This is a genomic window from bacterium (assembly GCA_035703895.1).
Taxonomy (GTDB): Bacteria; Sysuimicrobiota; Sysuimicrobiia; order Sysuimicrobiales; family Segetimicrobiaceae; genus Segetimicrobium.
Window position 1 is genome coordinate 1 of record DASSXJ010000108.1, and the last position, 26,287, is coordinate 26,287.

General features: G+C 66.0%; 25 protein-coding genes and 3 tRNA genes. 7 read left to right on the forward strand and 21 right to left on the reverse strand.

The window, feature by feature from the left end; translation table 11 throughout:
• From VFP86_07520 to VFP86_07580, 13 genes are all read right to left on the reverse strand, one after another.
• Window positions 1–176, reverse strand: a 176-nt coding sequence (locus tag VFP86_07520; protein ID HET8999479.1) for a phenylacetic acid degradation operon negative regulatory protein PaaX, incomplete at its 3' end; no start/stop codon positions are given.
• 1 nt (window position 177) lies between these two features.
• Window positions 178–1,380, reverse strand: coding sequence for an acetyl-CoA C-acyltransferase (locus tag VFP86_07525; GenBank protein ID HET8999480.1), 1,203 nt, complete (start codon window positions 1,378–1,380; stop codon window positions 178–180).
• A gap of 28 nt (window positions 1,381–1,408) precedes the next feature.
• Window positions 1,409–2,185 carry an enoyl-CoA hydratase-related protein gene (locus tag VFP86_07530; GenBank protein ID HET8999481.1) on the reverse strand — a complete coding sequence of 259 codons (777 nt, stop codon included), beginning with the start codon at window positions 2,183–2,185 and terminating at the stop codon, window positions 1,409–1,411.
• Between the two features lie 14 nt (window positions 2,186–2,199).
• Entirely contained in the window at window positions 2,200–2,907 is a 708-nt protein-coding gene (locus VFP86_07535) for a uracil-DNA glycosylase (GenBank protein HET8999482.1), read from the reverse strand.
• Complete coding sequence (locus tag VFP86_07540) at window positions 2,904–3,677, reverse strand: enoyl-CoA hydratase-related protein (protein HET8999483.1); 774 nt, start codon at window positions 3,675–3,677, stop codon at window positions 2,904–2,906. The genes VFP86_07535 and VFP86_07540 overlap by 4 nt, the downstream gene beginning before the upstream one ends.
• Window positions 3,678–3,825: 148 nt before the next feature.
• Window positions 3,826–4,485, reverse strand: coding sequence for an SPOR domain-containing protein (locus VFP86_07545; protein ID HET8999484.1), 660 nt, complete (start codon window positions 4,483–4,485; stop codon window positions 3,826–3,828).
• Between the two features lie 12 nt (window positions 4,486–4,497).
• Window positions 4,498–5,529, reverse strand: a complete 1,032-nt coding sequence (locus tag VFP86_07550) for a lysylphosphatidylglycerol synthase transmembrane domain-containing protein (GenBank protein ID HET8999485.1) — start codon at window positions 5,527–5,529, stop codon at window positions 4,498–4,500.
• A 39-nt stretch (window positions 5,530–5,568) separates the two neighbouring features.
• Window positions 5,569–8,217, reverse strand: a complete 2,649-nt coding sequence (locus VFP86_07555) for a valine--tRNA ligase (protein ID HET8999486.1) — start codon at window positions 8,215–8,217, stop codon at window positions 5,569–5,571.
• Between the two features lie 308 nt (window positions 8,218–8,525).
• The gene (gene lon, locus VFP86_07560) at window positions 8,526–10,958 is read right to left on the reverse strand and encodes an endopeptidase La (GenBank protein HET8999487.1); all 2,433 of its coding nucleotides are present in this window, start codon (window positions 10,956–10,958) and stop codon (window positions 8,526–8,528) included.
• A gap of 180 nt (window positions 10,959–11,138) precedes the next feature.
• Complete coding sequence (clpX, locus tag VFP86_07565) at window positions 11,139–12,413, reverse strand: ATP-dependent Clp protease ATP-binding subunit ClpX (protein HET8999488.1); 1,275 nt, start codon at window positions 12,411–12,413, stop codon at window positions 11,139–11,141.
• Between the two features lie 24 nt (window positions 12,414–12,437).
• Window positions 12,438–13,064 (reverse strand): ATP-dependent Clp protease proteolytic subunit, encoded by a 627-nt coding sequence (locus VFP86_07570; GenBank protein HET8999489.1) that lies wholly within the window; start codon window positions 13,062–13,064, stop codon window positions 12,438–12,440.
• Between the two features lie 85 nt (window positions 13,065–13,149).
• Window positions 13,150–14,484: a trigger factor gene (tig, locus tag VFP86_07575; protein HET8999490.1), complete on the reverse strand. Its 1,335-nt coding sequence runs from the start codon at window positions 14,482–14,484 to the stop codon at window positions 13,150–13,152.
• Between the two features lie 29 nt (window positions 14,485–14,513).
• Window positions 14,514–14,603 (reverse strand) — tRNA-Leu (locus tag VFP86_07580).
• Window positions 14,604–14,748: 145 nt separating this feature from the next.
• Here VFP86_07580 and VFP86_07585 point away from each other — a divergent pair.
• From VFP86_07585 to VFP86_07610, 6 genes are all read left to right on the forward strand, one after another.
• Window positions 14,749–14,824: transfer RNA gene (locus tag VFP86_07585), tRNA-Lys, on the forward strand.
• 109 nt (window positions 14,825–14,933) lie between these two features.
• Entirely contained in the window at window positions 14,934–15,971 is a 1,038-nt protein-coding gene (locus VFP86_07590; protein ID HET8999491.1) for a glutamate cyclase domain-containing protein, read from the forward strand.
• Window positions 15,972–15,996: 25 nt separating this feature from the next.
• Complete coding sequence (locus tag VFP86_07595; protein HET8999492.1) at window positions 15,997–17,040, forward strand: D-cysteine desulfhydrase family protein; 1,044 nt, start codon at window positions 15,997–15,999, stop codon at window positions 17,038–17,040.
• Window positions 17,041–17,044: 4 nt separating this feature from the next.
• Window positions 17,045–18,640: an ABC transporter substrate-binding protein gene (locus tag VFP86_07600; GenBank protein HET8999493.1), complete on the forward strand. Its 1,596-nt coding sequence runs from the start codon at window positions 17,045–17,047 to the stop codon at window positions 18,638–18,640.
• Window positions 18,641–18,691: 51 nt separating this feature from the next.
• Window positions 18,692–19,612, forward strand: coding sequence for an ABC transporter permease (locus VFP86_07605; protein HET8999494.1), 921 nt, complete (start codon window positions 18,692–18,694; stop codon window positions 19,610–19,612).
• Between the two features lie 10 nt (window positions 19,613–19,622).
• Entirely contained in the window at window positions 19,623–20,456 is an 834-nt protein-coding gene (locus VFP86_07610; GenBank protein ID HET8999495.1) for an ABC transporter permease, read from the forward strand.
• On the opposite strand, the gene VFP86_07615 is transcribed toward VFP86_07610, so the two are convergent.
• From VFP86_07615 to VFP86_07625, 3 genes are all read right to left on the reverse strand, one after another.
• Window positions 20,453–21,091, reverse strand: a complete 639-nt coding sequence (locus VFP86_07615) for a sigma-70 family RNA polymerase sigma factor (GenBank protein HET8999496.1) — start codon at window positions 21,089–21,091, stop codon at window positions 20,453–20,455. The two genes, VFP86_07610 and VFP86_07615, sit on opposite strands and share 4 nt — an antisense overlap.
• A gap of 5 nt (window positions 21,092–21,096) precedes the next feature.
• On the reverse strand, window positions 21,097–21,687 hold the full coding sequence (locus VFP86_07620; GenBank protein ID HET8999497.1) for a TetR family transcriptional regulator C-terminal domain-containing protein: 591 nt from the start codon (window positions 21,685–21,687) through the stop codon (window positions 21,097–21,099).
• A 116-nt stretch (window positions 21,688–21,803) separates the two neighbouring features.
• A complete protein-coding gene (locus VFP86_07625; protein ID HET8999498.1) occupies window positions 21,804–22,376 on the reverse strand; it encodes a TlpA disulfide reductase family protein in 573 nt (190 codons plus the stop codon).
• A 497-nt stretch (window positions 22,377–22,873) separates the two neighbouring features.
• On the opposite strand from VFP86_07625, the gene groL reads away from it, so the two are divergent.
• The gene (gene groL / locus VFP86_07630) at window positions 22,874–24,505 is read left to right on the forward strand and encodes a chaperonin GroEL (GenBank protein ID HET8999499.1); all 1,632 of its coding nucleotides are present in this window, start codon (window positions 22,874–22,876) and stop codon (window positions 24,503–24,505) included.
• 66 nt (window positions 24,506–24,571) lie between these two features.
• Here groL and VFP86_07635 read toward each other — a convergent pair whose 3' ends face one another.
• From VFP86_07635 to VFP86_07655, 5 genes are all read right to left on the reverse strand, one after another.
• Window positions 24,572–24,784 carry a hypothetical protein gene (locus VFP86_07635; GenBank protein HET8999500.1) on the reverse strand — a complete coding sequence of 71 codons (213 nt, stop codon included), beginning with the start codon at window positions 24,782–24,784 and terminating at the stop codon, window positions 24,572–24,574.
• A 19-nt stretch (window positions 24,785–24,803) separates the two neighbouring features.
• Entirely contained in the window at window positions 24,804–25,670 is an 867-nt protein-coding gene (locus tag VFP86_07640; GenBank protein ID HET8999501.1) for an MBL fold metallo-hydrolase, read from the reverse strand.
• The gene (locus VFP86_07645) at window positions 25,619–25,831 is read right to left on the reverse strand and encodes a hypothetical protein (GenBank protein HET8999502.1); all 213 of its coding nucleotides are present in this window, start codon (window positions 25,829–25,831) and stop codon (window positions 25,619–25,621) included. The genes VFP86_07640 and VFP86_07645 overlap by 52 nt, the downstream gene beginning before the upstream one ends.
• 28 nt (window positions 25,832–25,859) lie before the next feature.
• Window positions 25,860–25,936 (reverse strand) — tRNA-His (locus VFP86_07650).
• Between the two features lie 22 nt (window positions 25,937–25,958).
• Window positions 25,959–26,287: FAD-binding oxidoreductase (locus tag VFP86_07655; GenBank protein HET8999503.1), on the reverse strand; the 329-nt coding region annotated here is incomplete at its 5' end.

The window sequence follows — 26,287 nt, forward strand, 5'->3', positions numbered from 1 at the left end:
GAGCGGATCGAGACGAGCCACCCCTGCCGGGTCATCCGGGACACCGCCGCCCGGACCGCCGAGGGCGTAAAGCCCAACTCCGTCATGAGGGCGATGAGGCTTCCCACCCACACGGTTCCGCCGTAATGGCGAACGTAGTCCCCGTACAGGGTGAACAGCATCGACCGGGCCTGCATCCTAGACGAGGCCCTCGACCACGGTGGCGATCCCTTGACCGACGCCGATGCACATGGTAGCGAGTCCCCACCGTGCTTGACGGCGCCGCATCTCGTACGCCAGCGTGACGAGAATGCGGGCCCCGCTCGCGCCGATGGGGTGGCCGAGGGCAATGGCCCCCCCGTTGGGGTTGAGCCGGGTTCGGTCGATCTCCAGATCGCGCACGCACGCGAGCACCTGGGCCGCGAACGCCTCGTTCACCTCGATCACCTCGATCTCATCGATCCGCCGGCCCGCGCGGGTCAGCGCCTTCCGCGTGGCCGGGACGGGCCCGATGCCCATATACGACGGATCGACCCCCGCCGCCGCGGTCGCGGCGATGCGGGCGATCGGCCGGCGCCCCTCCCGCTCCGCCCATTCGGCGGCCGCGATCAGCAACGCCGCGGCGCCGTCGTTGATCCCCGACGAGTTCCCCGCGGTCACGGTCCCCCCCGACCGAAACGCCGGACGCAACGCGGACAATCGTGCCAGCGTCGTCTCAGGCCTCGGATGCTCGTCGCTGTCGACGGTGACGGCCTCACCCCGGGGCCGGGGGATCGTCACCGGCACGATCTCCTCGGCGAACCGTCCCTCTCGCATCGCGGTGGCGGCCCGTTGCTGGCTTTCCAAGGCAAACACATCCTGGTCTTCGCGGGAGATCGCGTACCGCTCCGCTACGTTTTCCGCCGTCTCCCCCATGCTGTAGAGGGGATAGATTTCCGAGAGCTTCGGGTTGGGGAACCTCCATCCGATCGTCGTGTCTTGCAGGACCATGGGCCCGCGGGGGAACGCCTCCTCCGGTGAGGCAAGCACGTAGGGCGCGCGTGTCATACTCTCCACTCCCCCGGCGATATAGACGTCGCCGACGCCGCAAGCGATGGCATGTGCCGCGGCGTGGACGGCCTGCATCCCCGAGCCACAGAGCCGGTTCACGGTCTGCCCGGGGACGTCGACCGGGAGCCCGGCGAGGAGGGCCGCCATCCGCGCGATGTTCCGGTTGTCTTCGCCCGCCTGGTTGGCGCACCCCATTACGACGTCTTCGATCACCGCGGGATCGAGGGTGTTTCGCCGGACGATCGCCTGCACGACATGTGCGGCCAGATCGTCGGGACGCACCTGCCTGAGCGCCCCGGCATACCGGCCGATGGGCGTCCGGATCCCATCCAAGATCACGACATCACGCATCTCCGAGTCCTCCCGTTTCTAGGGCGCCTCAGCGTCCCGTGTATGCGGGCGATCGCTTCGCGAGAAACGCGGCTACGCCCTCGCGGTGGTCGTCGGTCCGTCCCGCGATCTCCTGGAGTTGCGCTTCGTACTCGAGCGCGTCGCCAAAATCGGCGGCAACGGCCTGATTGACCGCCCGCTTGGTCAACCCATACGCCCGCGTCGGCCCCGCGGCGAGGCGGCCGGCCCACTCCAGGGCGCGCGGGAGGAGGTCGTCGTGCGGAACGATCCGGTTGACCAGTCCCAGCCGTTCCGCCGTGATCGCATCGATGGGATCGGCGAAGAACATCATCTCGAGCGCCTTTCCGATCCCGACGAGTCGGGGAAGGAGCCACGTGCCGCCCGAATCGGGGATCAGCCCCACCCGTGAGAACACTTCAATAAATGACGCCCGGTCCGACGCGATCCGGAGATCGGCCGCCAGCGCGAGATTGCACCCCGCGCCCGCGGCCACGCCGTTGATCGCGGCGATCACCGGTTTCTCCATCGTCCGCATCCGCAGCACGATCCCATTGTACCGCGTCCGGAGCAGGTCTCCCAAGGAGGTCTGGCCGGGGGTCTGCTCCCGCAGATCGGCGCCGGCGCAGAACCCGCGCCCGGACGCCGCGAGCAGCACGCACCGCGCATCCGGGTCGCGCTCCGCATCGCGCAGCGCGTCCTGGAGCTCCTTCGCCAGCTGCGCGCTGATGGCATTCAGCACGCCCGGCCGGTTCAAGGTGATGATCCGAACGCCGTCCTTCGCCTCCACGAGCAACGTTTCGTACATGGCCGCGCCTCCCTTCACCCGCCCGATCTTCGGGGATCATCGAGCAGCCGTCGAACCGTGTGAAACACACCATCGAGCATCACTTCGGTCAGCCGGCCGGTATTGGTGTTTTGCCGGCTGGGATGATACGAAGCCACCACCGCGGGGAAGTCGGGCCCCGGCACGTGGACCGCGCCGTGGGCGAACCGCATCCCGTGCACGGGCGCACCGAGCGAGCGGAGAAGCCGGCGGCAGACCGCAAAGCCAATCTGCCCGAGCGCTACCATCACACGGACGTTGGTGAGGAGCGCGGTTTCGCGAACGAGAAACCGTGCGCAGCGCGCGATCTCCAGGGGCCGGGGCCGGTTGTCCGGGGGCGCGCAGCGCACGGCCGCAGTGATGTACGCTCGCTCGAGGCGCAGGGCGTCATCCCGCCGGACCGTCGTCGGCTGGTTGGCGAACCCCGCGCGGTGCATCGCCCGGATCAGCCACGCGCCCGAGGCGTCCCCCGTGAACATGCGCCCGGTGCGGTTGGCTCCGTGCGCCGCTGGCGCCAGACCGACGATCAACACCTCGGCGCGCGGATCCCCGAAACCGGGAACGGGTTTCCCCCAGTACGTCCACCCGGCATACTCGCGCTTGCGCTCGGCGGCGACGCGCTCGCAGTATCGCCGCAGGCGGGGACACGCCGTGCACGCGACAACATCGCGCGCCACCAGAGCGAGCGAGTCGCCCCGCGTCACCGCCCGGTGAACTGCGCCGGTCGCTTCTCGAGAAACGCCCGAACCCCTTCGCGTTTGTCCTCGGTACTAAACAAGAGGTGAAAGCACCGCCGCTCGAATTCGAGTCCGCCGCCGAGCGTCGTCTCGAAGGCCTGGAGCACCGCCTCCTTGGCCATCCGGACGGCGATGGGGGGCTGGGCAGCGATCTCCCGGGCCAGACGTTTCGCTTCGTCGAGATACAGCTCGACGGGCATCACCCGCGACACCAACCCACAGGCCAACGCGTCCTGCGCGGTAATATTCCGCCCGGTGAGGACCATCTCCATCGCCCTGGACTTCCCGATCGCTCGCGTCAGACGCTGGGTGCCTCCCGCCCCGGGCATCAGCCCGAGCCGGATCTCCGGCTGGCCGAATCTGGCGGTTTCAGACGCGATGATGATATCGCACGACATCGCGAGTTCGCACCCTCCGCCGAGCGCGAACCCGCTGACGGCCGCGATCACCGGCTTGCTCACTCCCCGGATCCGCTCCCACGGTTGAAACCGGTAGCCGCGAACCATGTCGGCCGCCGTCGCATCCGCGAACTCGCGGACGTCGGCCCCGGCGGCAAACGCCCGCTCGTTCCCCGTGAGCACGAGGCAGCGGACGCCGTCGTCTCGGTCCATGGCCTCCATCGCGGTGGCGAGCTCCTCCATGAGCCCCTGGTTGAGTGCGTTCAGAACGTGCGGCCGGTTCAGCGTGATGACGCCGATCCCCTCGGCAGTAGCGACGAGGATGTGCTCGTAGGCCATAGATGGCTCCCCCCGGACGGTATGGCCCCTTCTTCTCCCTCTGCCTTCCGACTCTCCTCTGGAGCGCGGAGAAGCATGCGAGCGCGCGTGCGGTCGCGAGGCTGCTGCCGGCTAGAGAGGGTGAGCGGGTGCGACGGAGCGAGCGGGTTTATCGAGGCGTCAGAGAGGCGTCGAACCCGGCGGCCTGAAGATTCGCGGCGAGGCGCTCGGCGGTGGCCCGATCGAGGTATCCGCCGACCCATACCCGGTACGGTGGTCCTTCGACGAGGGTGACCGCGTACCCGTGATCGCGCAGCTGCCTCACCAGCGACTCCGCGCCGTCCCGATCCCCGAACGATCCCGCCTGCACGTGAAACCGGGATGGCGGACCCGGAATAGGAGGAGCGGCGCTGGGTCCGGTGACCAACGGTGTCCCGGTCGGTGACGGGGATGGGACTGGGGTCTGCTGACTATCGCCCGCCCCTGCCGCCGGCGCGGGCGATGGAGCGGGAACTGTGGATGGGGATTCGCCACTACCTGGTTGATCGGCCGGGGACGCCGGCGCCGCGGCGGGTGTGGACGAATTCTGGGAGTCAGGACCCGAGGGGGCCGCGGTGCCCGGCGAGGGAACGCTCGGCATCGTGAGCCCCGGTGGGGGTAATGATGGCCGAAAAGACGTCTGGCCCATGAGGTAGCCTGCGCCGATCGCGATCGCGAAAATCGCCGCGAAAGCCGGCACAACGAACGCAAGCACCGGGCGCCCTTTCATGGTCCCTCCGTCCACTCCCCTGTTCGAGAGGTTGCCGTCCAATCTCCTTCCACTGAACATCCTTACCCACTTCTAGACGAAGACATGACGAAACCTGTGGTACGCGACGAGGAGACCGGCGCCGATCAAGACGAGAAGATAGTACGATAAGAACCGGTCGACGAGCACCGCGCTTCGAGCCAGCGACGGTGCGGCGGCTCCGGGGGCGAGCAGGATGATCAGCCCGGCCATCGAGACTTCGGTGATCCCGACTCCTCCGGGAATCAAGAGCGCCATCCCCAGCATCGCGGCTCCCAGGTAGGCGAACGCGATCAGCGGTGGCGCGAGGGGGATCCCCATCGCCCGAAAGACCGTAAAGACGCGGAGGAGGTCCAGCGCGATCACGGCCACGCTCAGGAGGAGCAAGAGCCAGAGCGTGCGGTGCTCGCGCAGGAGCTGAAAACTCGAAAAGAAGGTGTCGAGGAGCCGGAGGCCCTTGTCCCGGAGCGATCCGGGAAGCGGCAGGTACCGCGTGATCCCGGCGATCCAGCCCTGCATCATCTGTGGGATGGTGACCACCACGCCAAAGGCGACCACCAGGATCACGATCATCAGCATCAGCACGCGGCTGGCCAGCACCATCCGGCTCGGCACAAAGGCTGCGGACAGTAGGAACGCCACGACGATAAATCCCATGTCCAGCATCCGCTCCACGATCATCGCCGACGTGCTCACCCCGAGCGAAACGTCGTACGAGCCCTTCAGCATCACCGCCTTGGCCAGCTCGAAGCTCCGTCCAGGCGTGAAGCTTCCCGCGGCCACCCCCGCGACCACCGAGATCGCGCTAAACCGGATCGAGATCGTCGTCCCCGTAAGCTGCTTCACCATGAATTGCCAGCGGTAGGCCTTGAACAAGATCTGGGCCACCACGGCGCCTACCGCCGCACCGAGCAGCGTGATCTCCGCCCGGCGCAGCGCCTCCGCGACCTGCCGGAAGTTCACCGTCGCGGCGAACGCGATCAGGATCGCGATGCCGGCGCCGAGCAGGATGAAGCTCACCCACCGCCCCGACGAGCGGCGCCGCACCTCGGCCTCTTGCCCGATCGGCTGAACGGTTTCAGCCACTGGTGACGCCGCTTCTTCCTGACGTTGTCGGCATCCTCGTCACCTTGCTCCGAGGCCGACCAGATACCGCTCGAGCGCCGCCCGCCTCGCCGAGAGCTCATTCCTGCGAATGCGGTCGGCGGCGACGACCTCGGCGGGCGCTCGCTCGAGAAATGCGGCGTCCTTGAGCCTCGTGTCCAGGCCGGCCAGATCCCGCGCGACCGTCGCCAGCTGCTTCTCAAGTCGCGTCCGCATCGCCGCGGCCGCTTCCCCGGACTCGACCCGGAGGGTCACCTCGACCGGTCCGGAGTGCGCCGAGAACCCCCCGGCCGGGCGGGATGCGTGCACGTCGTGGATCCTGATCTCGCGCGCCCGCGCCAGCGGCCCGATATAGCGGGTGGTTGCCTCTAGCAGCGCGCGATGTTCGGCGGGGGCGTAGAGATCGACCGGCACGGACTCCCCCGGCGTGATGCCGAGGTCGGCCCGCATGCCCCGGATGGCGCGGACGATTTCCATGACCCACGTCATCTCTTCCTCCGCATCCTGATCGATCCACCGGGCGACTTCCGCGGGCCAGGGGGCCCGCATGATCGTGCGGCCCTCGTGCGGGAGCGCCTGCCAGATCTCCTCCGTCAGCGACGGCATGATGGGGTGCAGCAACTTCATCGTCTCCGCGAGGATCCAGCTCAGCACGGCGCGCGTCACCGCAAGATGCCCGGGAACCGGGGGCTCGCGGAGATCCTGTTTCGCCATCTCGAGATACCAATCGCAGTACTCGCTCCAGATGAAGTCGTAGAGGTGCCGGCACACCTCATGAAACTCAAACTCCTCCAAGCCTTGCGTCACCGCGAGGGCGCGCCGGGCGAACCGGCTGAGGATCCATCGATCGGCGACTCTCAGCGCCCCACGATCCGGGAGCGCCAGGGGCTGGGAGGATCCATCGAGGTTCATCCGGACGAACCGGGCGGCGTTCCAGATTTTGTTGGCGAAATTGCGGGTGTCCTCGACCATCTTCTCCGAGAACCGGAGATCCTGCTCGCCCGTGCACCGGTTGATGAGCGCGAATCGTAGCGAGTCGGCCCCGTATCGGTCGACCAGGAGCAGCGGATCCAGCCCGGTCCCCCGGGTCTTGCTCATGATCTTGCCTTCGATATTGAGAACCGTCGGGGTGATGTAGACATCCCGGAACGGCACGTCGTTGCGGAACTCGAGGCCGAACATGATCATCCGCGCCACCCACAGAAAGATGATATCCCGCGCGGTCACCAGCGTGCTCGTCGGGTAGAAGTACCCTAGGTCCTCGGTCTCCTGCGGCCACCCCAGCGTCGCGAACGGCCAGAGGCCCGAGCTGAACCATGTGTCCAGCACGTCGGGGTCCTGCGAGAGGGTGGCCCCGCCGCACTTCGGACACCGCTCCGAAGGGCGTTTGCTCGGGATCACCTCGCCGCACGCGCAGTACCAGATCGGGATCCGGTGTCCCCACCACAGCTGCCGGCTGATGTTCCAGTCGTGGATCTGCCCCATCCAATCCATGTACACTTTCGTCCAGCGCTCGGGGTGGAAGCGGACGCGCCCCTCGCGCACGGCGAGGATCGCCGGCTGAGCGAGATCCTGCATCCGACAAAACCATTGATCGGAGATGTACGGCTCGATCACGGTGTTGCACCGCTCGCACCGCCCGATGTTCGCCGTGTACGCCTCTTCGCGCACGACGGCCCCGGCCGCGCGGAGGTCCTCGCTGAACACCATGCGGCAGCGATCTCGATCCATCCCCCGATACCGATCCCCCCCCAGGTCGTTGACCTGGCCGTGAGGGTCAAGACAGACCAGGACGGGGAGCTGGTGGTCCGCGCCGATCTCGTTGTCGAGCGGATCGTGTCCGGGCGTGATCTTCACCGCGCCCGTGCCAAACTCGCGGTCCACGCGGCGGTCGGCGATCACCGGGACAGTCCGGTCCACGAGCGGGACGCGCACCCGGCTCCCCACCAACCGGCGATAGCGGTCGTCATCGGGGTGCACCGCCACCGCCACGTCCGCGAAGAGCGTTTCCGGACGCTGGGTGGCCACCACAATCCCTTCGCCGCCATCCTCGCCGGGATAGCGAATGTAATAGAGGGTGCTCGGCGTCTCGACGTGTTCCACCTCGAGGTCGGAGACGCTGGTCTGATCCTTCGGGCACCAGTTGATCATCCGCTTGCCTTTGTAGATCAACCCTTTGCGATACAATCGGATGAAGGCCTCGAGCACCGCGTCCACATAGCCGGGATCCATCGTAAAGACGGTCCGGTCCCAGTCGCACGAGCATTCGAGGCGGCGCAGCTGGACCAGGATCCTCCCGCCGATCTGCTCCTTCCACTTCCAGACTTCTTCCAGGAACCGTTCGCGGCCGATGTCGAACCGGGTCAGCCCTTGCTGGGCGAGGCGCCGGTCCATGACGACGTGGACGGAGATGCCGGCGTGGTCGAGCCCGGGCTGCCACATCGCATTGAGCCCGCGCATCCGGCTCCACCGGATCAAGCAGTCCTGCAGGCCGTTGTTCAGCGCGTGCCCCATATGGAGTTCCCCGGTCACGTTGGGGAGCGGCATCATGATGACGTAGGGCCGCCGCCCCTGATCCGGGACGGCGTGAAACTCGCCCTGCGCCAGCCAATCTGCATACCGGCGCTCCTCGACCCGTTTGGGCTCGTAGGCGCTCGCGATCTCCGTCACGGCCGTGCCCTCCTTTCAAATGAAAACGCCGCTCCGCCTCAAAGGGCGGAGCGGCGCTCCGCGGTACCACCTTTGTCCCCGCCGGCCCTAGGGCTGCCGCACGGCTCTCACGCTGTCACGGGCGCTCCCGACGCGAGATCATCAAGCTCAGGGGCGACGTTCGAGTCCGTTCGTTCCGGGGAGCTCTCACCATTCCCTCCCCTCGCTACTCAGCCGGACGGACTCTACTCTTCCCCCTTCTCGCGTATGTGGACGTATTATAGCAACCGCGCCCGAACGGTGGCAAGTCCGCCACTGTCGGAGCGCTCTTACGCCTGGATCGACGGCAGTTGCCGCCGGATCTCGGCCGGTGTGTGGGTCAGGATCGGCAGGCCCAAGCTCGGACCCAACGCTTCCTTGAGTACTTCGTCCATGTGCTCGACGAAGACGAACCGAAGCTTCTTCTTGACGTTGGCCGGGATCTCCACCATGTCTTTTTCGTTCTCTTTGGGCACGATCACGGTCTTGATCCCCGCCCGGTGCGCGGCGATGACCTTTTCCTTGACGCCGCCGATCGGCAGCACGTTGCCCCGCAGGGTGATCTCTCCGGTCATCGCGACATCCTTGCGGATTTGACGGCCGGTGAGCGCGGACGCCAGCGCGGTCGCCATCGTGATGCCCGCGGAGGGGCCATCCTTGGGCACCGCTCCCGCGGGAACGTGGACGTGCACGTCGTACCGCCCCGTAAAGGTATCGTCGGCGCCGAGCGCAAGCGCGCGCGCACGAATGTAGCTGAGCGCCGCCTGCGCCGATTCCTTCATGACATCCCCGAGCTGTCCTGTCAGGATCAGTTTGCCATCCCCCCGGACCAGCGTCGCCTCGACGGTGATGATATCGCCGCCCTGCTCGGTGTAGACGAGCCCGGTGGCGGCCCCCACTTCGTCGATCTTGCCGGCGCTGCCGTAGTGGAACTTCGCAGGCCCGAGGAACTTGTGGACGTTCTGAATCGTCACCTTGACCGAGGTCGATTCTCCCTCGGCGACCTCCCGCGCCACCTTGCGGCAGATCGTCGCGATCTCGCGTTCGAGGTTGCGGACCCCGGCCTCCCGCGTGTACTGACGGATCACGAGCCGGAGGCTCTCATCGGTAAAGGTCACCTGCTCGGGCTTGAGCCCGTTCTCTTTCAACTGCTTCGGGATGAGGAACTGGGTGGCGATGTGGTGCTTTTCCTCCTCGATGTAGCCGGAGAACCGGATGACCTCCAAGCGGTCGCGAAGCGCCGGCGGAACGGTGTCGAGGATGTTGGCCGTCGTGATAAACATGACCTCGCGGAGGTCGAACGGCAGCTCAAGATAATGGTCGCTGAACGCGGAGTTCTGCTCCGGGTCGAGCGCCTCCAGGAGCGCGGCGGACGGATCCCCGCGGAAGTCCATCCCCAGTTTGTCGATCTCGTCCAGCATGAACACCGGATTCCTGCTCTCCGCGGTTCGCATGCCCTGGATGATCCGTCCGGGCAGCGCGCCGACGTAGGTGCGACGGTGCCCGCGGATTTCGGCTTCGTCGCGGACGCCGCCCAACGAGACGCGGACGAACTTGCGCCCCAACGCCCGGGCGATCGATTTGCCGAGGCTCGTCTTGCCGGTGCCCGGCGGGCCGACGAAGCAGATGATCGGGGCCTTCGACTGCGGCGCCAGCTTCCGCACGGCGAGGTACTCGACCACGCGGTCCTTGGCCTTCTCCAGCCCATAGTGATCCTCGTCCAGGATGCTTCGGGCCCCTTTGATATCCAACCGATCCTCGGTGCGCTTCGACCACGGGAGCGCCACGATCCAATCGAGGTAGGTCCGCACGACGACCGCCTCGGCCACCATCGGCGGCATCTTTTCCAGGCGGCTGAGCTCTTCGAGCGCCTTCTCCTTGACCTTCTCGGGCAGGTCGGCCTCCTCGATCCGCTTCCGGTAGTCCTCCACCTCCGCGGTGCGCTCGTCTTTCTCCCCGAGCTCCTGTTGGATCGCCTTCATCTGCTCCTTCAGGAAGTACTCGCGCTGGCTCTTCTCCATCTGCTTGCGGACCCGGTTCTGGATCTTGCGCTCCAGCTCGAGGATGTTGATCTCTTTCGTGAGCACCCCGCTGAGGATCTCGAGCCGGTCCTTTGGCGCCGCCTCCAGCACCCGCTGCCGCTCTTCGACGCGCAGCTGCACGTGTTGCGCAACCAGGTCCGCCAGCCGGCCGGGCTCCTCGGCCGACATCGCGAGCATGAACGCTTCCGGCGCGATCGAGCGGGACAACCGTGCGTATCGCTCGAATTGGGACGTGACACCCCGCATCAATGCCTCGATCTCGAGCGGCTTGTCCTTGGGATCGGTCCGGGAGACCACCCGGACCTGAAAGAACGGCGCCGCCTGCAGTACCTCGACCACCGTTCCGCGGACGGCCCCTTCCACGACGACCTGCACGGTCCCGTCGGCTTGTTTGCCGACCTGGAGGATCTTGCAAATCGTCCCGGTCCGGTACAGGTCATCCGGCCCCGGATCTTCCATGTCGTCCTGCTTCTGGGCCACGAGCAGGATGATGCGATCGCCGCCCAGCGCGGCCTCGAGCGCCGCGAGGGACTTGGGCCGCCCCACCCCCAGTGGCACAACCATAAAGGGCAGCACCACCGTCCCCTTCAGGGGGAGAACGGGCAACACCTCAGGAAACGTCGGCTGGGGATCCTGGGCTGGCGTCTGCTGCGGTTTTTGTTCCGGCTTCTGGTCTGTCATCTGTCATCCTCCCGGGGCGGCGGCGACAAGGTCCCCGCCGTTCCCACGATTCATGTGTGTATTGGTGATACACAGATATACGGTGGATTGGTCATTTATGATTCCCGGAATGGGGAGGGACAGTGACCTGGGGGGGCGGGCGCAACCCGCTCGGCCGGCCCGCGCGCGGGGCCGGACGGCTCAGGCGGGCTTCTCCTTGGGCATCTTCTTGAGGTCGCTGGCCGTCAGCAGCAACGGCTCAACGCGATTCACGACGGTCTCCTCGGTGATGATGCACCGCTTCACGTCGCCGCGGGACGGAATCTCATACATGATGTTCAGCATGATCTCCTCGAGCACCGTCCGGAGGCCCCGCGCCCCGGTGTGCCGGGTCATCGCCGACCGGGCAATGGCGCGGAGGGCCCCCTCGGTGACCGTGAGCTCGACCCCGTCCATCTCAAGGATCTTCTGGTACTGCCGGACGAGGGCGTTGCGGGGTTCCACCAAGATGGTGACCAGATCCGGTTCGGCCAGCGGCTCGATCGGCACGACGATCGGCAGCCGCCCGATGAACTCCGGGATCAATCCGTAGCGGAGAAGGTCCTGCGGCATGACGCGGCCCAGCAGCTCCCCGACGCGCTGCTCGCGCTTGGCTTCGATCTTCGCGCCAAACCCGATATTCGCGATCCGGATGCGCGACTCGATGATCCGGTCCAGCCCGTCGAACGCGCCGCCGCAGATGAACAGGACGTTGGAGGTATCGATCTGGATGAACTCTTGGTGGGGATGCTTGCGCCCCCCCTGGGGGGGGACGTTGGCCGTCGTGCCCTCCAGGATCTTGAGGAGGGCCTGCTGGACACCCTCCCCCGAGACGTCGCGCGTGATCGACGGGTTCTCGGACTTCCGGGCGATCTTGTCCACCTCGTCGATGTACACGATCCCCCGCTCGGCCCGCTTGACGTCGTAGTCGGCCGTCTGGATGAGACGGAGCAGGATGTTCTCGACATCCTCGCCGACGTATCCCGCTTCGGTGAGCGAGGTCGCGTCCGCGATGGCAAACGGCACGTCCAGGATCCTGGCCAGCGTCTGGGCGAGCAGCGTCTTGCCGCACCCGGTCGGACCGATCAGGAGGATGTTGCTCTTCTGCAGCTCAACGTCGGTGGCGCGCTTCGGGGGCGACCCGATCCGCTTGTAGTGGTTGTACACCGCGACGGCCAGGGCTTTCTTGGCGCGTTCCTGCCCGATCACGTATTGACAGAGCGTCTGATAGATCTCGTGCGGCTTTGGAATGCTCTTGGGCTTCGCCTGGCCGTGAGTCTCGCCGTAAAGCTCTTCTTCGATGATCTCGTTGCACAGCTCGATGCACTCGTCACAGATGTACACGCCGGGGCCGGCCACCAGTTTGCGGACCTGCTCCTGCGTCTTGCCGCAGAACGAACACTTCAGGCGGTCGCGCTCGTCCCCGAACTTAAACATGATGCGGGCGCCTCGTGGGATGCGTCATCGGCTCGCGGCCGGTGGGGTGACCAATTGTCGCGGCTTGATCACGTCGTCGATCAGACCGTACTCCTTGGCCTCCTGGGAACTCATCCAGAAGTTGCGATCGCTATCCCGCTCCACGCGCTCGAGCGGCTGAGCGGTGTGCTTCGCCAGCACCTCATTGAGGATTTGCCGGATGGCCATGAACTCCTTTGTCTGGATGCTGATGTCGGACACGGACCCCTGCGCCCCGCCCCACGGCTGGTGGATCATCATCCGGGAGTAGGGGAGCGCGAACCGGCGGCTCTTGGTCCCCCCCGCAAGGATGATCGCACCGGCGCTCGCCGCCAGCCCGACGCAAATCGTGGAGACCGGCGACCGCATGTACTGCATCGTGTCATAGATCGCCAGCCCCGCGGTGGCGGACCCACCGGGTGTGTTCACGTAGAGCTGGATCTCTTTCTCGGGATCCTCGTACTCGAGATAGAGCATCTGGGCGATGATCAGGTTGGCCATCTCATCTTCGATCGGGCCGCCGATAAAGATAAGCCGCTCCCGAAGAAGGCGCGAGTAGATATCGTACGCCCGCTCTCCCCGCGCGGTCTGTTCGACGACGATCGGCATGTAGTGCCGCAATTGATCCCCCACGGATCCGGCTCCCTCCATTGCTGTATCTGCCCCCCGGCTGCCGTCCTCAGCCTCGCCCGCAGCGCGCCGAGCAATACCCGGTAGGCTACCCTGCAGCGTCGTCCGGGGTCTCATCGGTCTGGCTTGGCGTTGGTGTGGCCTCGCTGGCTTCGGAAGTCCCCGCTGCGTGCGCCACCAGCACTGTCATCGCTTTTTGCCGAAGAAGGTGTTCCCGCAATCCGGCGGTCCGTTCTCCCTGCGCGAGCCAGGCCTGCATCTTCTGAACTTCTTCGCCCGACTCTTGGGCCAAGTTCTCGACAGCGCGCGACATCTCCTCTTCGGTGAGGGTCAACCCTTCGTGCGCGGCGACTTCATCCAAGAGTAGCCGAACCCGCACCCGCCGTTCCGCGTTCGGGCGGAGGTCGGCCCGAAGGCCGGCTTCGTCCTTCCCTTGAGACCGCAGATACGTCTCCAGGCTCAAGCCCCGCGAACGGAGGCGGCGGTGGAGATCTTCGAGCGTGTGCTCCATCTCATGCTGCACCATGCTCTCCGGGAGGTCGAAGTCCGTCTGGGACAACACCGCGTCGAGGACGCGTTCGCGCAGGTCGCGTTCCTCTGCGCCGGCGCGCTCGCTCATCAATCGCTCTCGAATTCGATCCCGAAGCGCCTGGAGCGAGGGCTCCTCGGAGACCAGGCGCGCAAACGCATCATCAAGCGGCGGAAGTTCTTTCCGCCGCACGTCGGCCACATGGACCTCGATCGTCCCCGACTCGGCAGGGGCTTGCGCCGTCCGATCCTCGCCTGCCCGCGCGCCTTCGAGCGCTGTCTCGACCTCCGCGGGCAGCAGCCCTCCTCCGATCTCGACGAGGACTTCCTTCCCCGGCTGCAGCCGTTCGAAGCCGGCGGGTGCGCTCTTCACCTTGAGCAACACGTAGTCGCCGCGCCGCGCGGCCTCGCCTTCGGCGGTCGCGAGGCGGCTGTGCCGGGCCCTGAGGTCGTCAAACGTTCGGTCCACGTCGACATCGGTGACGGGATGGGCCTCGCGCGCGACTCGGATTGCGCTCAAGTCCGGAAGGGACATCTTCGGGAGCACTTCCACGGTGGCGGTGAAGCGGAGACCCTTGCCGTCCGAGCCGCCTTTGACGTCAAACGACGGACGAGCCACGGGAGAGATCCCGGCTTGCATGACCGCCTGAGCGTATCGCTCCGGCAACAGGTCCTTGAGGGCTTCCTCCCGCAGCGCATCGGCCCCGAGATGGCGCTCGAGCACCGCGCGCGGTGCTTTCCCGCGGCGGAATCCCGGCACCGACACTCGCTTCACCAGCGCTGCATACGCCCGGTCCATGGCCTGGGTGACGTCCTCCTCGGGGATCTCGATGTCGAGAACCGCCCGGCTACCCGGCTCGGTCCTCCAGGCCATCTTCACCGCAGCCGTGGCCATGGGTGCGACACTGCCTCCTTGTAGGGCCGTGGTGCGGGCGGAGGGATTTGAACCCCCACGGACCTTTCGGCCCACCAGGTCCTAAGCCTGGTGCGTCTGCCGGGTTCCGCCACGCCCGCGCGGAGTACGCCACGATTCTACGTCCTCCTCTTCTCCCACGTCAATTTGTCGGCGGGTGCGCGGACGGGCATGGCGAAACGCAGACATCCGTTCCCGTTTACACTGCCCCAACGCCTTTGTTAGAATGGTGTTGAGCATCGCTCTGGGCCGTTAGCACAACTGGCAGTGCAGGGGACTCTTAATCCCAAGGTTGCAGGTTCGAGTCCTGCACGGCCCACCATGATCGCAGAATCCTTCATCCTCCGCGTATTCCCCCGGGCAGGAACGAGGCATCGCCCTGGCATAAAGTAGAGCGGTCGCGCGCGCGTTCGACGGAGGACACTCAAACCATGGGGTTTACGGCCCCTCAACGCACCATCGGTGAAGGGATCGATCGACTCGTCAGCATTGAAATCACCGGTCGCGGCGTTATCGGGGAGCTGTACGCTGCCGCCCGGGCCGCAGCCGAAGGTCCGCTGTGCCTGGAAGCGGCGGGGCGACTCCTCCAGCGCGTGCACAAGGGGAGTGTGGTCATCCTGTCCACGGGCCTCCCGACCTATCCATGGTTCGCCGGGGAGCAGGATGGGCCGGTCGGAACGGCCACTCTGGCGCGCGCCCTCGTCCTCGCGGTGGGGGCCCGGCCTGTGATCGTGACTGACCCGGTCAATCTCGAGATCTGCGCCGCCGCGGTTCGGGGAGCCGGACTGTACACCAGATCCGTCGAGGATGCGCTCCAACTTCCCACCACCGCTGCGATCCTCCCGTTCCCCATCGACTGGAACGAGGCGGTCGAACGGTCGCGGGCGCTCCTCGATCAGCTTAGGCCCGCAGCGCTCATTGCGATCGAACGACCCGGGGCCAATGAGCACGGCCACTACCACTCCGCGGGAGGAAGGCGCCTGACCGATCATTGTGGGAAGGTCGACGCGCTGTTCAAGGCGGCACGAGATCGCGAGCTCCTGACGATTGGCGTGGGCGACGGCGGAAACGAAGTTGGTTGCGCAGCGATCCGCGAGACCGTGCTGCGGGTCGTGCCGAACGGAGCCAAGTGCGCGTGTCCGTGCGGGGGCAGCGTCGTTCCCACCGTCGAGATAGATTTTCTCGTGGCGGCGGCGATCTCGAACTGGGGCGCGTACGGCATCGAGGCCGCCATGGCCGTCCTGCTCGAGCGGCCCGAGGTCCTGCACTCGCGCGAGATCGACGCCCGGGTCCACGACCTGTGTACGGCCGCGGGGGCGAACAACGACGGCCCGGGGCTCCTAGACGTGGGAGCGGATGCGGTTCCGGGCGCTCTCCACGGACATATCGTTGAGCTGCTCGGGCAGATGGTTCGAAGCGGCATCGACTTTGGGCGGCTGTATCGAGAACCGCGCTACCCCTGGTTCTGACCGGAAGCGAGGAGGCCCCTGTAAGATGCTGACACTCCCGATGACCCGTGAGCAGATCCGCCAGGCCATTGCGCGGATTCCAAGGGTCCGCCTGGCCCATTTGCCCACGCCGCTGCAACCATGCCCGCGTGCGTCCCGCGATCTCGGGATCGAACTTCTGGTCAAGCGGGACGACCTGACCGGGCTCGCTTTCGGCGGCAACAAGACCCGGAATCTCGAGTTCAGGATGGCCGAAGCGCGCGACAGCGGCGCCGATGTGCTCGTCTTCGGAGTCGAAGTCAGTTCGAACTCGGCCCGGCAGACGGCGGCGGCGGCCAACATGCTCGGTCTTCCGGTCGTCCTCGTGCTGCGGGGGCATCCGGACACCCCGGTCGACGGGAACCTGTTGGTGGACTATCTCCTAGGCGCCGACGTCCGCATCGTCGACCTTCCCGCGGATGTTGATCTCGACGCCGAGGTGGCGCGCGTCGCGGAATCCCTCCGCGCGCAGGGCCGGCGACCATTCAACCTCAACGTCGCGCCCATGTTCGCACGGGCCTCTGCCCTCGCGTACCTCGAGGCACTGCTCGAGATTCAAGATCAACTCGGAGCGCATGCCGACTTCCTCTATATGTGCTCGGGGTCGAAGGGCATGGCCGGTCTGCTCCTCGGTCGCCGGCTCACGGGGGAATCCGCCACAATCGTGGCCGTCTCGGCCACCTACGGACGCGGGGACCCGCGCGACGCCACCGCCCGGATCGCTAACGAAACGGCCGAACTGCTCGGGTTGGCGGACGTCCGGTTCACGCCCGGAGAGGTGAATCTCACGACCGACTACGTCGGCGAAGCCTATGGGATCCCTGCAGCCGCTGGGAACGACGCCATCCACTATCTCGCGCGCACGGAGGGCATCCTCCTGGACCCGGTGTACACCGGGAAAGCCTTCGCGGGCCTGCTCGACCACGTCCGAACCGGCAGGATCCCGCGCGGAGCGCGGGTGGTCTTTGTGCATACCGGCGGCCAGCCGGCGCTGTTTTCGTTCAGCAGAGCACTCATGGCGGCCGGCGCGGGAGCGCCGCGGAGGAGGTAACGCGATGCCGGGCGTCCGCTGCGCTCTCAGCGCCCTCATCGCCGTCGTGACGATCGCAGCGCTTGCCCCGTTGCACGTAGGGGCGCAGGCCCCGGCGACGCTTGTGGTGGCGCAGAACGTCGCCGTGACGGCGCTCGATCCGGCGGGTCCCTCGATCTTTTTGGTATACCCTGCCGGGTACGAAGCCGCATTTCTCGTCTACGATGGCCTCGTTCGATTCACCGAGGCCATGGCGATTGTCCCCGAGCTTGCCACGTCGTGGAACGTCTCCTCCGACGGACGCACCTGGGCTTTCAAGCTCCGGCCGGGGGTGTCGTTCCAAGACGGCACGCCACTGACTGCACAGGCCGCCGTGGCGGATCTGCAACGCGAGATCAATCCGGGCACCAACCAGTCCAACCGGCCGCTGTGGGATCCTATCGCCTCGGTGTCCGCACCGGACGCGATCACAATTCGAATCGTCACCAAGGAACCATATGGCGCGCTGCTCAATACCCTCGCGCACGGGTCAGCCCTCATCGCCAGCCCGGCCGCCGTGGAGAAATCCGGGGCACAGTACAAGCTCCATCCGGTGGGCACGGGGCCATACAAGGTCGATCGGTGGGACGTCGGGACGCAACTCGAAGTGACCCGCAACACGCAATATTGGGCCGGCAAACCCGGGTTCGACCGGATCGTCCTGCGGAACGTGCCCGATTCGACGACACGCGTGGCGATGGTCCAGAGCGGTCAGGCGCAGGTGGCTGAGGCGATCCCACCGGAGAACGTCGATGAGCTCGGGCGCGTTCCCGGGGTGACGGTGACCGTCAAGCCGGCGCTGCGCACCTTCGGCATGGGGATCAACATGAACCGCCCGATCCTCCAGGACATTCGGGTGCGGCAGGCGCTCAACTACGCGGTCAACAAGGAGTTGATCGTCAAGGCGCTGTTCCGGGGGAATGCCACGGTCCTCCGCTCTCCCCTCGCGCCCCAAACGTCGGGATACGCCGATGTGGGCCCTTGGCCCTACGACCCTCCGAAGGCGCGACGGCTCCTCGAGGAGGCCGGATGGAAGCCCGCGCCTCCCATCGGCGTGCGCGTCAAGGACGGGAGTCCCCTGCAACTCACCCTGCTCACGCCCCAGGGGGCGTTTCCGCACGATGTCGAGGTGATCGAAACGCTGGCGGACTACCTGCGCAACGTCGGGTTCGAGCCGCACTTCATGTACGTCGAGCCCGCGGTGTTTTGGGACCACCTATTGATCCCGCCGGACCAATACAAATGGGATCTCGTCCTCTTCGGGTTCAACCCAAGCAACGGCGACGGCGGGTATCATCTCGACTCCCTGTACCACTCGAACCCCGACCGGCAGCACCGTCCGCGGGTGTGGAACTTTACCTGGTACGCGAACCCCGAGGTGGACGCGTGGCTCAACCAGGGGGCCCGCGCGGTCGATCCCAAGGTTCGGGCCGCTGCCTACGCGAAGGTGGAACGGCGGGTTTGGAATGACGTGCCGTACCTGTGGCTGTACGCGGAGAACGTCATCGTTGCAACCCGCGATGTGCGAGGCGTTGAGGTCCTGCCGATCGTCTTCACGATCCTCCGCGCGGCACACAGGTAACTTAGCCCGGGCCGCGAGGTGCGGCCTCCGCCCCTGACCTGGTGTGCCGCGATGCTTGCCTACGTCACGAGCCGATTGCTCCAGATGGTTCCGCACGCGCTCGCGATCCTCACGCTCATCTTTGTGCTCTTCCGGCTGGTCCCGGGCGACCCGGCGCTCCTCGCCGCGGGCATGACGGCGACGCCGGATCAAATCAGCGCGATGCGCCATCTCCTCGGATTGGACCGGCCTTTATCGATCCAGTACCTCTCCTTCCTCTGGCACCTGATTCACGCCGACCTCGGCACGTCGGTGACCTTCGGGCTTCCTGTCGCCGGGATCGTCGGCCACCGCCTCCCCGCCACGGCGACGCTGGCGGCGAGCAGCCTGGGGGTCGCCGTCGGGATCGGTGTGCCGATTGGCGTGCTCGAGGCCGTGCGTCCGCGCGGAGTGAGCGGACAGACGGCAAGCGCCGTGGCGGTCGCGCTGCTCGCGATCCCCAACTTCTGGCTGGGGCTTCTACTGATCAACTTGTTCGCGGTGCGCCTGCACTGGCTTCCCGTCGCGGGCACCGGTGGGGCCGCGTTTCTTTTGATGCCGACCCTCGCCATCGCCGCCCGGCTCGTCGCCGTCGTGAGCCGCACCACCCGGGCGAGCCTGGCCGAGGTTCTGAGCGAGGACTACATCCGAACCGCACGGGCGAAGGGCCTCGCCCGAACCCGGGTGTTGGTCAGGCACGCCCTCCGGCCGGCGTTGATCCCCATCGTGACGGTCATAGGGCTACAGGCCGGCTATCTGCTCGGAGGATCGTTGGTGATCGAAACGCTGTTTGACTGGCAGGGGCTGGGTCAGGCAATCATCAATGCGGTGGCGTTGCGCGACTACTTCCTTGTGCAGGGAATCACCGTCTTTTACGTGTTTGGTTTCCTCCTCCTCAACCTGACCATCGACCTCTCGTACGCGGCATGGGATCCGCGCATCAGATATGGATAGCAGGCGGCTGGTGGGGAGCCTCTTGGCGACCCCCCTCGCCGCGGTCGGGACCGGGGTGGTGCTGGTCTATCTCGGCGTGGCCCTCGCCGCGCCGTGGCTCGTCCCGCACGACCCGCTTGCCCAAGATCTCTCCGCGGTGCTCGCGCCTCCGGGCGGCTCCCACCCCTTCGGGACAGATCCCCTCGGTCGCGACCTGCTGAGCCGTATTATCGCGGGCACCAGAGTAGACTTGACGATCACCGTGCTGGGAAGCGGTCTTGCGGCGGCGATCGCGGTGCCGGCCGGCATCACCGCTGCCTACGTCGGGGGAGCCGTCGACCGAGCAGTCTCCGCTATAGCGGACTCTGCCCTCACATTTCCCACGCTGCTCCTCGCGGTCGTACTGGTGAACTTCCTTGGCAACAGTATGGGTACCGTCATCGGAGCAATCGCGGTGACCGCAACGCCCGCCCTTCTCCGCGTGGTACGGGGGACAGCGCTCCAGGTCGCAGCAGCGGAGTACGTCGACGCGGCGCGCGTGACCGGGGCCGGCCCGGTCCGGATCATGTCCCGCCATCTCTTCCCCAACATCGCGGGTCAAGCGGCGGTCTACACGGCGCTCCTCGCCAGTCAGGCGGTGCTGACGGTCACCGCGCTTGGATTCCTGGGGCTGGGCGTGCAACCCCCGACGCCGGAGTGGGGCGCGATGCTGGCCAGGAGCCGTACGTATCTCAGCACGGCTCCGTTTGTGATGCTCTTCCCGGGTCTCGCGATCGGAGGACTCGTCCTCGGGCTGAACCTGCTCGGCGACGCTCTCCAACGCGCCGTGGACCCACGGGGAGCGCTCCGGCGCGCGGTGTTCTAACTTACTTTCAGGTATCCGTGGTCGCGGCCGTACTGGGTCAGGAGCCGGCGCATCGCGCGGCGGCCGCGAAACAAGCGGCTCATCACCGTGCCCCGCGGAATGCTAAGAATGTCCGCGATCTCCTGGTACGAGAACCCCTCGAGATCGGCAAGGATCAGGCACGCGCGGAATACCTCTGGAATCTCCATCAGCGCCTTGCGGACCTCAGTATCCACCAGCCCAGACATCACGAGCGTTTCGGGCGTCTCGTGGACCACGAACGCCGGATCCTGACCCTCGAGTTCGTCAACAGTAGGCACAGTCCGCGACGACGCGCGGAACCGGTCGATGTGCGCATTGTGCAAGATCCGGAACAACCAGGCTTTGGGATTGGTGCCCGGCCGGTATGTGTGCAGAGACCGCCATGCCCGCAGGTACGTCTCTTGTACGAGGTCCTCCGCGTCCTGTGGGCGACCTGTCAGCCGCACCGCGGTTCGATAGAGCGCATCCAGGTGTTGGGTCGCCATCTCATTGAACAGCGCGGCTTCTGCTGCGCCAGTCCCCCGTGCGAGGGGCTCCGGCCTCTGCGATCCTCCAAGGCCGATCGGCAGCGCAGGCGCCACCGACGTGGTCGCCCTGTGCTCGAGATGCTCCATTGGGTTCACCTACCTCCCAGCAGGCTCAACATTGTCTGAACCCCGGCTTCGATCGGCCCGTTATGACGGTGCGTCTTCATCAGCAGGATCGCGCCTTCGATCTGACTCACCAACGCTGTGGCCAGGCGGCGTGTATCGAGATCGGACCGGAACTCGCCCCGGGCCAGGCCATCTTGGAGGCATCGGTCGATCGACTCTTCCCACCGCACGAAGAACTCGCTCAGCCGGCGCTGAAACTCAGGGTGGATTCCCCCAAGCTCCGCCGCCAGATTGCCGAACGGGCACCCGCACTGATACTCCTCCGCGCGCTGACCGTCTGCAAGAGCCCCGAAAAGTCGCTCGAGCCGCTGCCGAGCCGGGACGCTACTCTCTTCAAGAATCCCCCGAATGCACCGGATCTCAAACGCTTCCGCCTGCTGCCGAAGGACCTCCATCCCGAGATCTTCCTTGCTCGGGAAGTGGTAGTAGAAATTGCTGCGGCACACGCCGCTGGACTCGAGGATGTCATCGAGCGAGGTGGCGTGATACCCCCCCTTGTGGAACAGCGCTGTGGCGGCCTCGATGATCTTCTCTCTGCTACGGTAGTCCCGCTTCATTTTTCTCTCTGGGCCTGTCTTGTCAGGGTCATTAGGTAGAACTGATCGGTTCTAATGATACTCCCGTAGCGCCGGACCGTCAATGGCAGCGGTGGCTCCCGGCCGCGGCCTGGCTGTTAGGGAACCCGGGCGCTCCCGCCGAGGAGGGCGTCGAAGGCGGCGCGCCACGCCGTTCGATCGAGCTGCTCCCCCGGGAACTTCCCCCGGATGAGGCCGTCAGAGCCGACAAAGAACGTCTCCGGAACCCCGGTCGTCCCAAACAGGCGGGCGAGGCTGCCGTCCGGATCGCGGACGTTCATGTACGTGATGCCGTGCCGGGAGAGAAACCGCCGCGCGGGTGGTTCGAGATCCTGAGTGTCAACTCCCACGACCACAAGTCCCCGGGCCCGAAACTCGTTTGACATGGCTTCCAGGATCGGAGCCTCCTCAGCACACGGGATGCACCAGGACGCCCAAAAGTTCAGTACGACCGGGTGACCACGAAAATCCGTGAGGGAGACTCGCCGCCCATCGAACGCGGGGAGGCTGATGCCGGGCACCGGAGGCGTCTGCCCCCGAGCAAGCGCTGCGCCGATTGCAAGAGATTGCTGGTGTCGCAGCGTGGCCCACGCCAGGACGGCCAGCAGCACCACAACCGGCAGCAGCAAGGTGGCCCGAGTCCCCCACGAGGACTGCCGGTCTCGCATCATGGGCCGATCGTATCAGAAACCGTCGGCCCCAGCCAAACCGCCCGAGCGGCCTCCCTCGATTGGAGAGGAAGAAATACTCGGAATCGAACTTGACCCACCGCAAGACATCTGCTACGATTCATTCCCGCCTCAACGAGCGGTCTGCAAGGCCGGATGGCCTTCCCAAAGTCAACACCGCAGGACCCCGGCCCAAGAGCAGGTGCCTTCTCAAGGGCGGGAAAGTTGGCGGCTGCGACAGCCCAGAACTGGAGGCGCTCCGTTTTGGGCGGCAGCCGTCCTGCTTTTCGCATTCCCTTGAGCATGCGATATCCAAAGAGATTCGGCGGGCGTGGCTGATAAATCCCTGATTTGGACCTCCTCAGGCTCTCATGTGTCTAGAAAACCCTTGAAACCCGGCCCAAACCACGTGAAAAATGGATGTGGTTAGCACTTTAAGGTCGAGAGTGCTAAACTAGAGGAAAGCGTGCTCAACACTATGGAATCGAGGAGGCTACAGGATGCCCGCCAAGTTGTTGCTCTACGATGAGGATGCCCGCAAAGCCCTCGAGCGCGGAGTCGAGAAGGTCGCCAGCGCCGTCCGCGTGACGCTCGGTCCGAGGGGACGGAACGTCGTGCTTGAGAAGAAGTGGGGCTCGCCCACGATCACCAAGGACGGCGTCACCGTTGCCAAGGAGATCGAGCTCGAGGATCCCTACGAGAACATGGGGGCCCAGCTCGTCAAGGAAGTGGCCAGCAAGACCAATGACGCCGCCGGCGACGGTACGACCACGGCGACGGTGCTCGCGCATGCGATCGTCAAGGAAGGTCTGAAGAACGTCGCCGCGGGCGCCAATCCCATGATCGTGAAGCATGGGATCGACAAAGCCGTCGAGGCCCTGGTGGAAGAGCTCAAGAAGATTAGCATCCCCCTCGAGGGCAAGGAGCACATCGCCCACGTCGCCGGCATCGCCGGCAACGACCCCGAGATCGGCCGGATCATCGCCGAGGCGATGGACAAGGTGGGCAAGGACGGCGTGATCACCATTGAGGAGTCGAAGGGTGTGGAGACCACGGTTGAGGTCGTGGAGGGCATGCAGTTCGACCGCGGGTACATCTCCCCGTACATGATCACCGACGCCGACAAGATGGAGGCCGTCATCGAGGATCCGTACATTCTCTTGACCGAGAAGAAGATCAGCGCGGTCAAAGACATCGTCCCGGTCATGGAAAAGGTGATGCGGTTCGGCAAACCGCTCATCGTCGTTGCCGAGGACGTCGATGGCGAGGCGCTGGCCACGCTGGTCGTCAACAAGCTGCGGGGGGTCATGCCGGGCGTCGCGATCAAGGCCCCGGGGTACGGAGACCGGCGCAAAGCGATGCTTGGGGACATGGCGATCCTCACCGGTGGCAAGGTGATCAGCGACGATATCGGCATCAAGCTGGAGAACATCGAAATCGAAATGTTGGGCCGGGCGGCCAAGGTTCGGGTGGCCAAGGAAGAAACTACGGTGATCGAGGGCCGCGGCAGTAAGAAAGATATTCAGGGACGGATCGCTCAGATCAGGAAAGAGATCGAAACCACAACCTCCGATTATGACAAGGAGAAGCTGCAGGAGCGACTTGCCAAGCTCGCCGGTGGGGTTGCCCAAATCAAGGTCGGCGCCGCGACGGAGACCGAGCTGAAGGAGAAGAAGCATCGGTTCGAGGACGCGCTGAGCACGAGCAAGGCCGCCGTGGAGGAGGGCATCGTCCCCGGGGGCGGCGTCGCGCTGTTGAACATCGCGAAGGCCCTCGACAAAGTGGACGCCGATGAAGCCGACGAGAAGAGCGGTGTCAACATCGTCCGGAAAGCCATCGAGGAACCGGCGAAGTGGCTGGCGGCGAATGCCGGCATGGAGGGGGCAGTTGTCGTCGAGCGGGTGAAATCGGAGAAGGCCGGCGTGGGCTACAATGTGGCCGAGGGGAAGTATGAGGACCTGCTGAAGGCCGGGATCATCGACGCGACGAAGGTCACGCGGCTGGCGTTGCAGAACGCCGCGAGCGTCGCCAGTCTGTTGCTGACGACCGAGGCGCTGGTCGTGGAGAAGCGCGAGAAGAAGAAGGCGGCCCCCACCCCAGGCGGCTACAACCCTGAAGACATGGATATGTAGCCGCCTCGCCGCCTTCGATGCACCCAGGGGGGCCGGATGGCCCCCCTGGGTCTGTCCCAGGTCCGCCTAGGCTGCGCGCTCCACGTCCTGCGCCCGTACCATTCGGCCCATCTTGCCCGCCCGGCCCGGCACGAGCACGATCAGTACACCGTAGCGAGGATCTACGACTTGCACCTCCGCGAGATCCGTCAGGCCCGTCACCCGCACCGTGTCCCCTACCCTGATCGGTTGTCCCCGCCGGTCGCGCAGCGGTTGGTCCGTCGCGATTGGTACGGTCATGATCGCCTCCCCCTTGAGGTCATCGCAGCGTGAAGGACGCGCGGGTTTGGCGCACTCGCCCTTCGTCGACCAGCTTCTGTAGGTGTGCCGTTATGGTCCCTTCCGCCGCTCCCCTCAGCCGTGGATCGAGGTCTGGGTAGATCGCGGCGACAAGCGCCTGAGCGGTCTGCGGCCCGTCCGCCAGGAGTTCGAGTACCTGTTGCTCGCGGCGCCGTCGGTGCGCCAGGTATTCCGTAATTCGTTGGTGGGGGGCGCGGACCAACGGCCCATGTCCAGGGGCGATCAGCGTAAGCTGGAGACCCGCCACGCGCTCGAGCGATTGAAGATAGTCCGCCATGGACCCGCCGGGAGGGGTAATGTTGACGGTGCCCTCCCCGAGGATAAGATCCCCCGAGAACAGCACCCGTTCACTCTCCCAATAAAACACGACGTGGTCCCGCGCGTGGCCGGGGGTATGCAATACTTGAAGCCGTCCGCCATCGACCGCGATCCCCTCCCCGTCCCGGAGCGGCGCCTCGGGGTCCGTCCACCCTCTGACCCGGGCTCCCGTCGCGTGCGCGAGAGCATCCGCCGCGCCCTGGTGATCGTGGTGACGGTGAGTGAGGAGAATCAACCCAACGCGACGGCCGGCGGCCGCGGCATACGCGAGCACATGAGCGACATGCGCGCCGTCATCCGGCCCCGGGTCGATGACTACGGCCTGCCCGCCGGCGCCAAGCACGTAGGTGTTTGTTCCCTCAAGCGTGAACGGCGATGGGTTATGGGCGGTGAGGGCCTGAAACGCCGTCCCCGGCGGTGCCGGGTCCCGGGGTGGGCGCGCCCCAGGGTCGATGCTTATCGCTCCTCCTCGCTTTCGTGATCGAGGAGCTCCACGCGAGCGCGCCATCGCTCGTCCAATAGCCGCTGCGCGCGCTCGTGGGTCTCGGCGTTGACGATGAGCCGTTCCTCCCCGCCGGGATCATCGCACGCCGCCACCCACCGTCCGGCCCGGCGGTCAAACTCCACGACCACACCGGTCATCACTGGACCTTCATCATGGATTACCATGGCGAGCCCTCCATTGGAAGGCTTGAGCTGGGGTGGCCGAGGGGACTTGAACCCCCAACCCCCAGAGCCACAGTCTGGTGCTCTGCCTAGTTGAGCTACGGCCACCGCGGACGCCAGCATTGTAGCATCAGCCCCCTGGAGCGTCCAGAGCGCCATCGAGCGCTTCGGTGAGATGCACTGCACGGCGGCCAGTGCCTTGGAGGATCTGCTGCCGGCAGGACGCCCCGGCGGCGACCACGAGCGCGTCGGGGGGCAGTGCGCGCACGGCCTTGAAGAGGACCCGCTCTCCCATCGCCAGCGAGACTTCGTGGTGCTCGACCTCATAACCAAACGACCCCGCCATTCCGCAGCAGCCGGAGTCGACCTCCCGGACGGTGGCCTCCGGCAGCCATCGCAGCGCGGCGAGCGACGGCTGCGTCCCGACCATCGCCTTTTGATGACAGTGCCCGTGGAGCA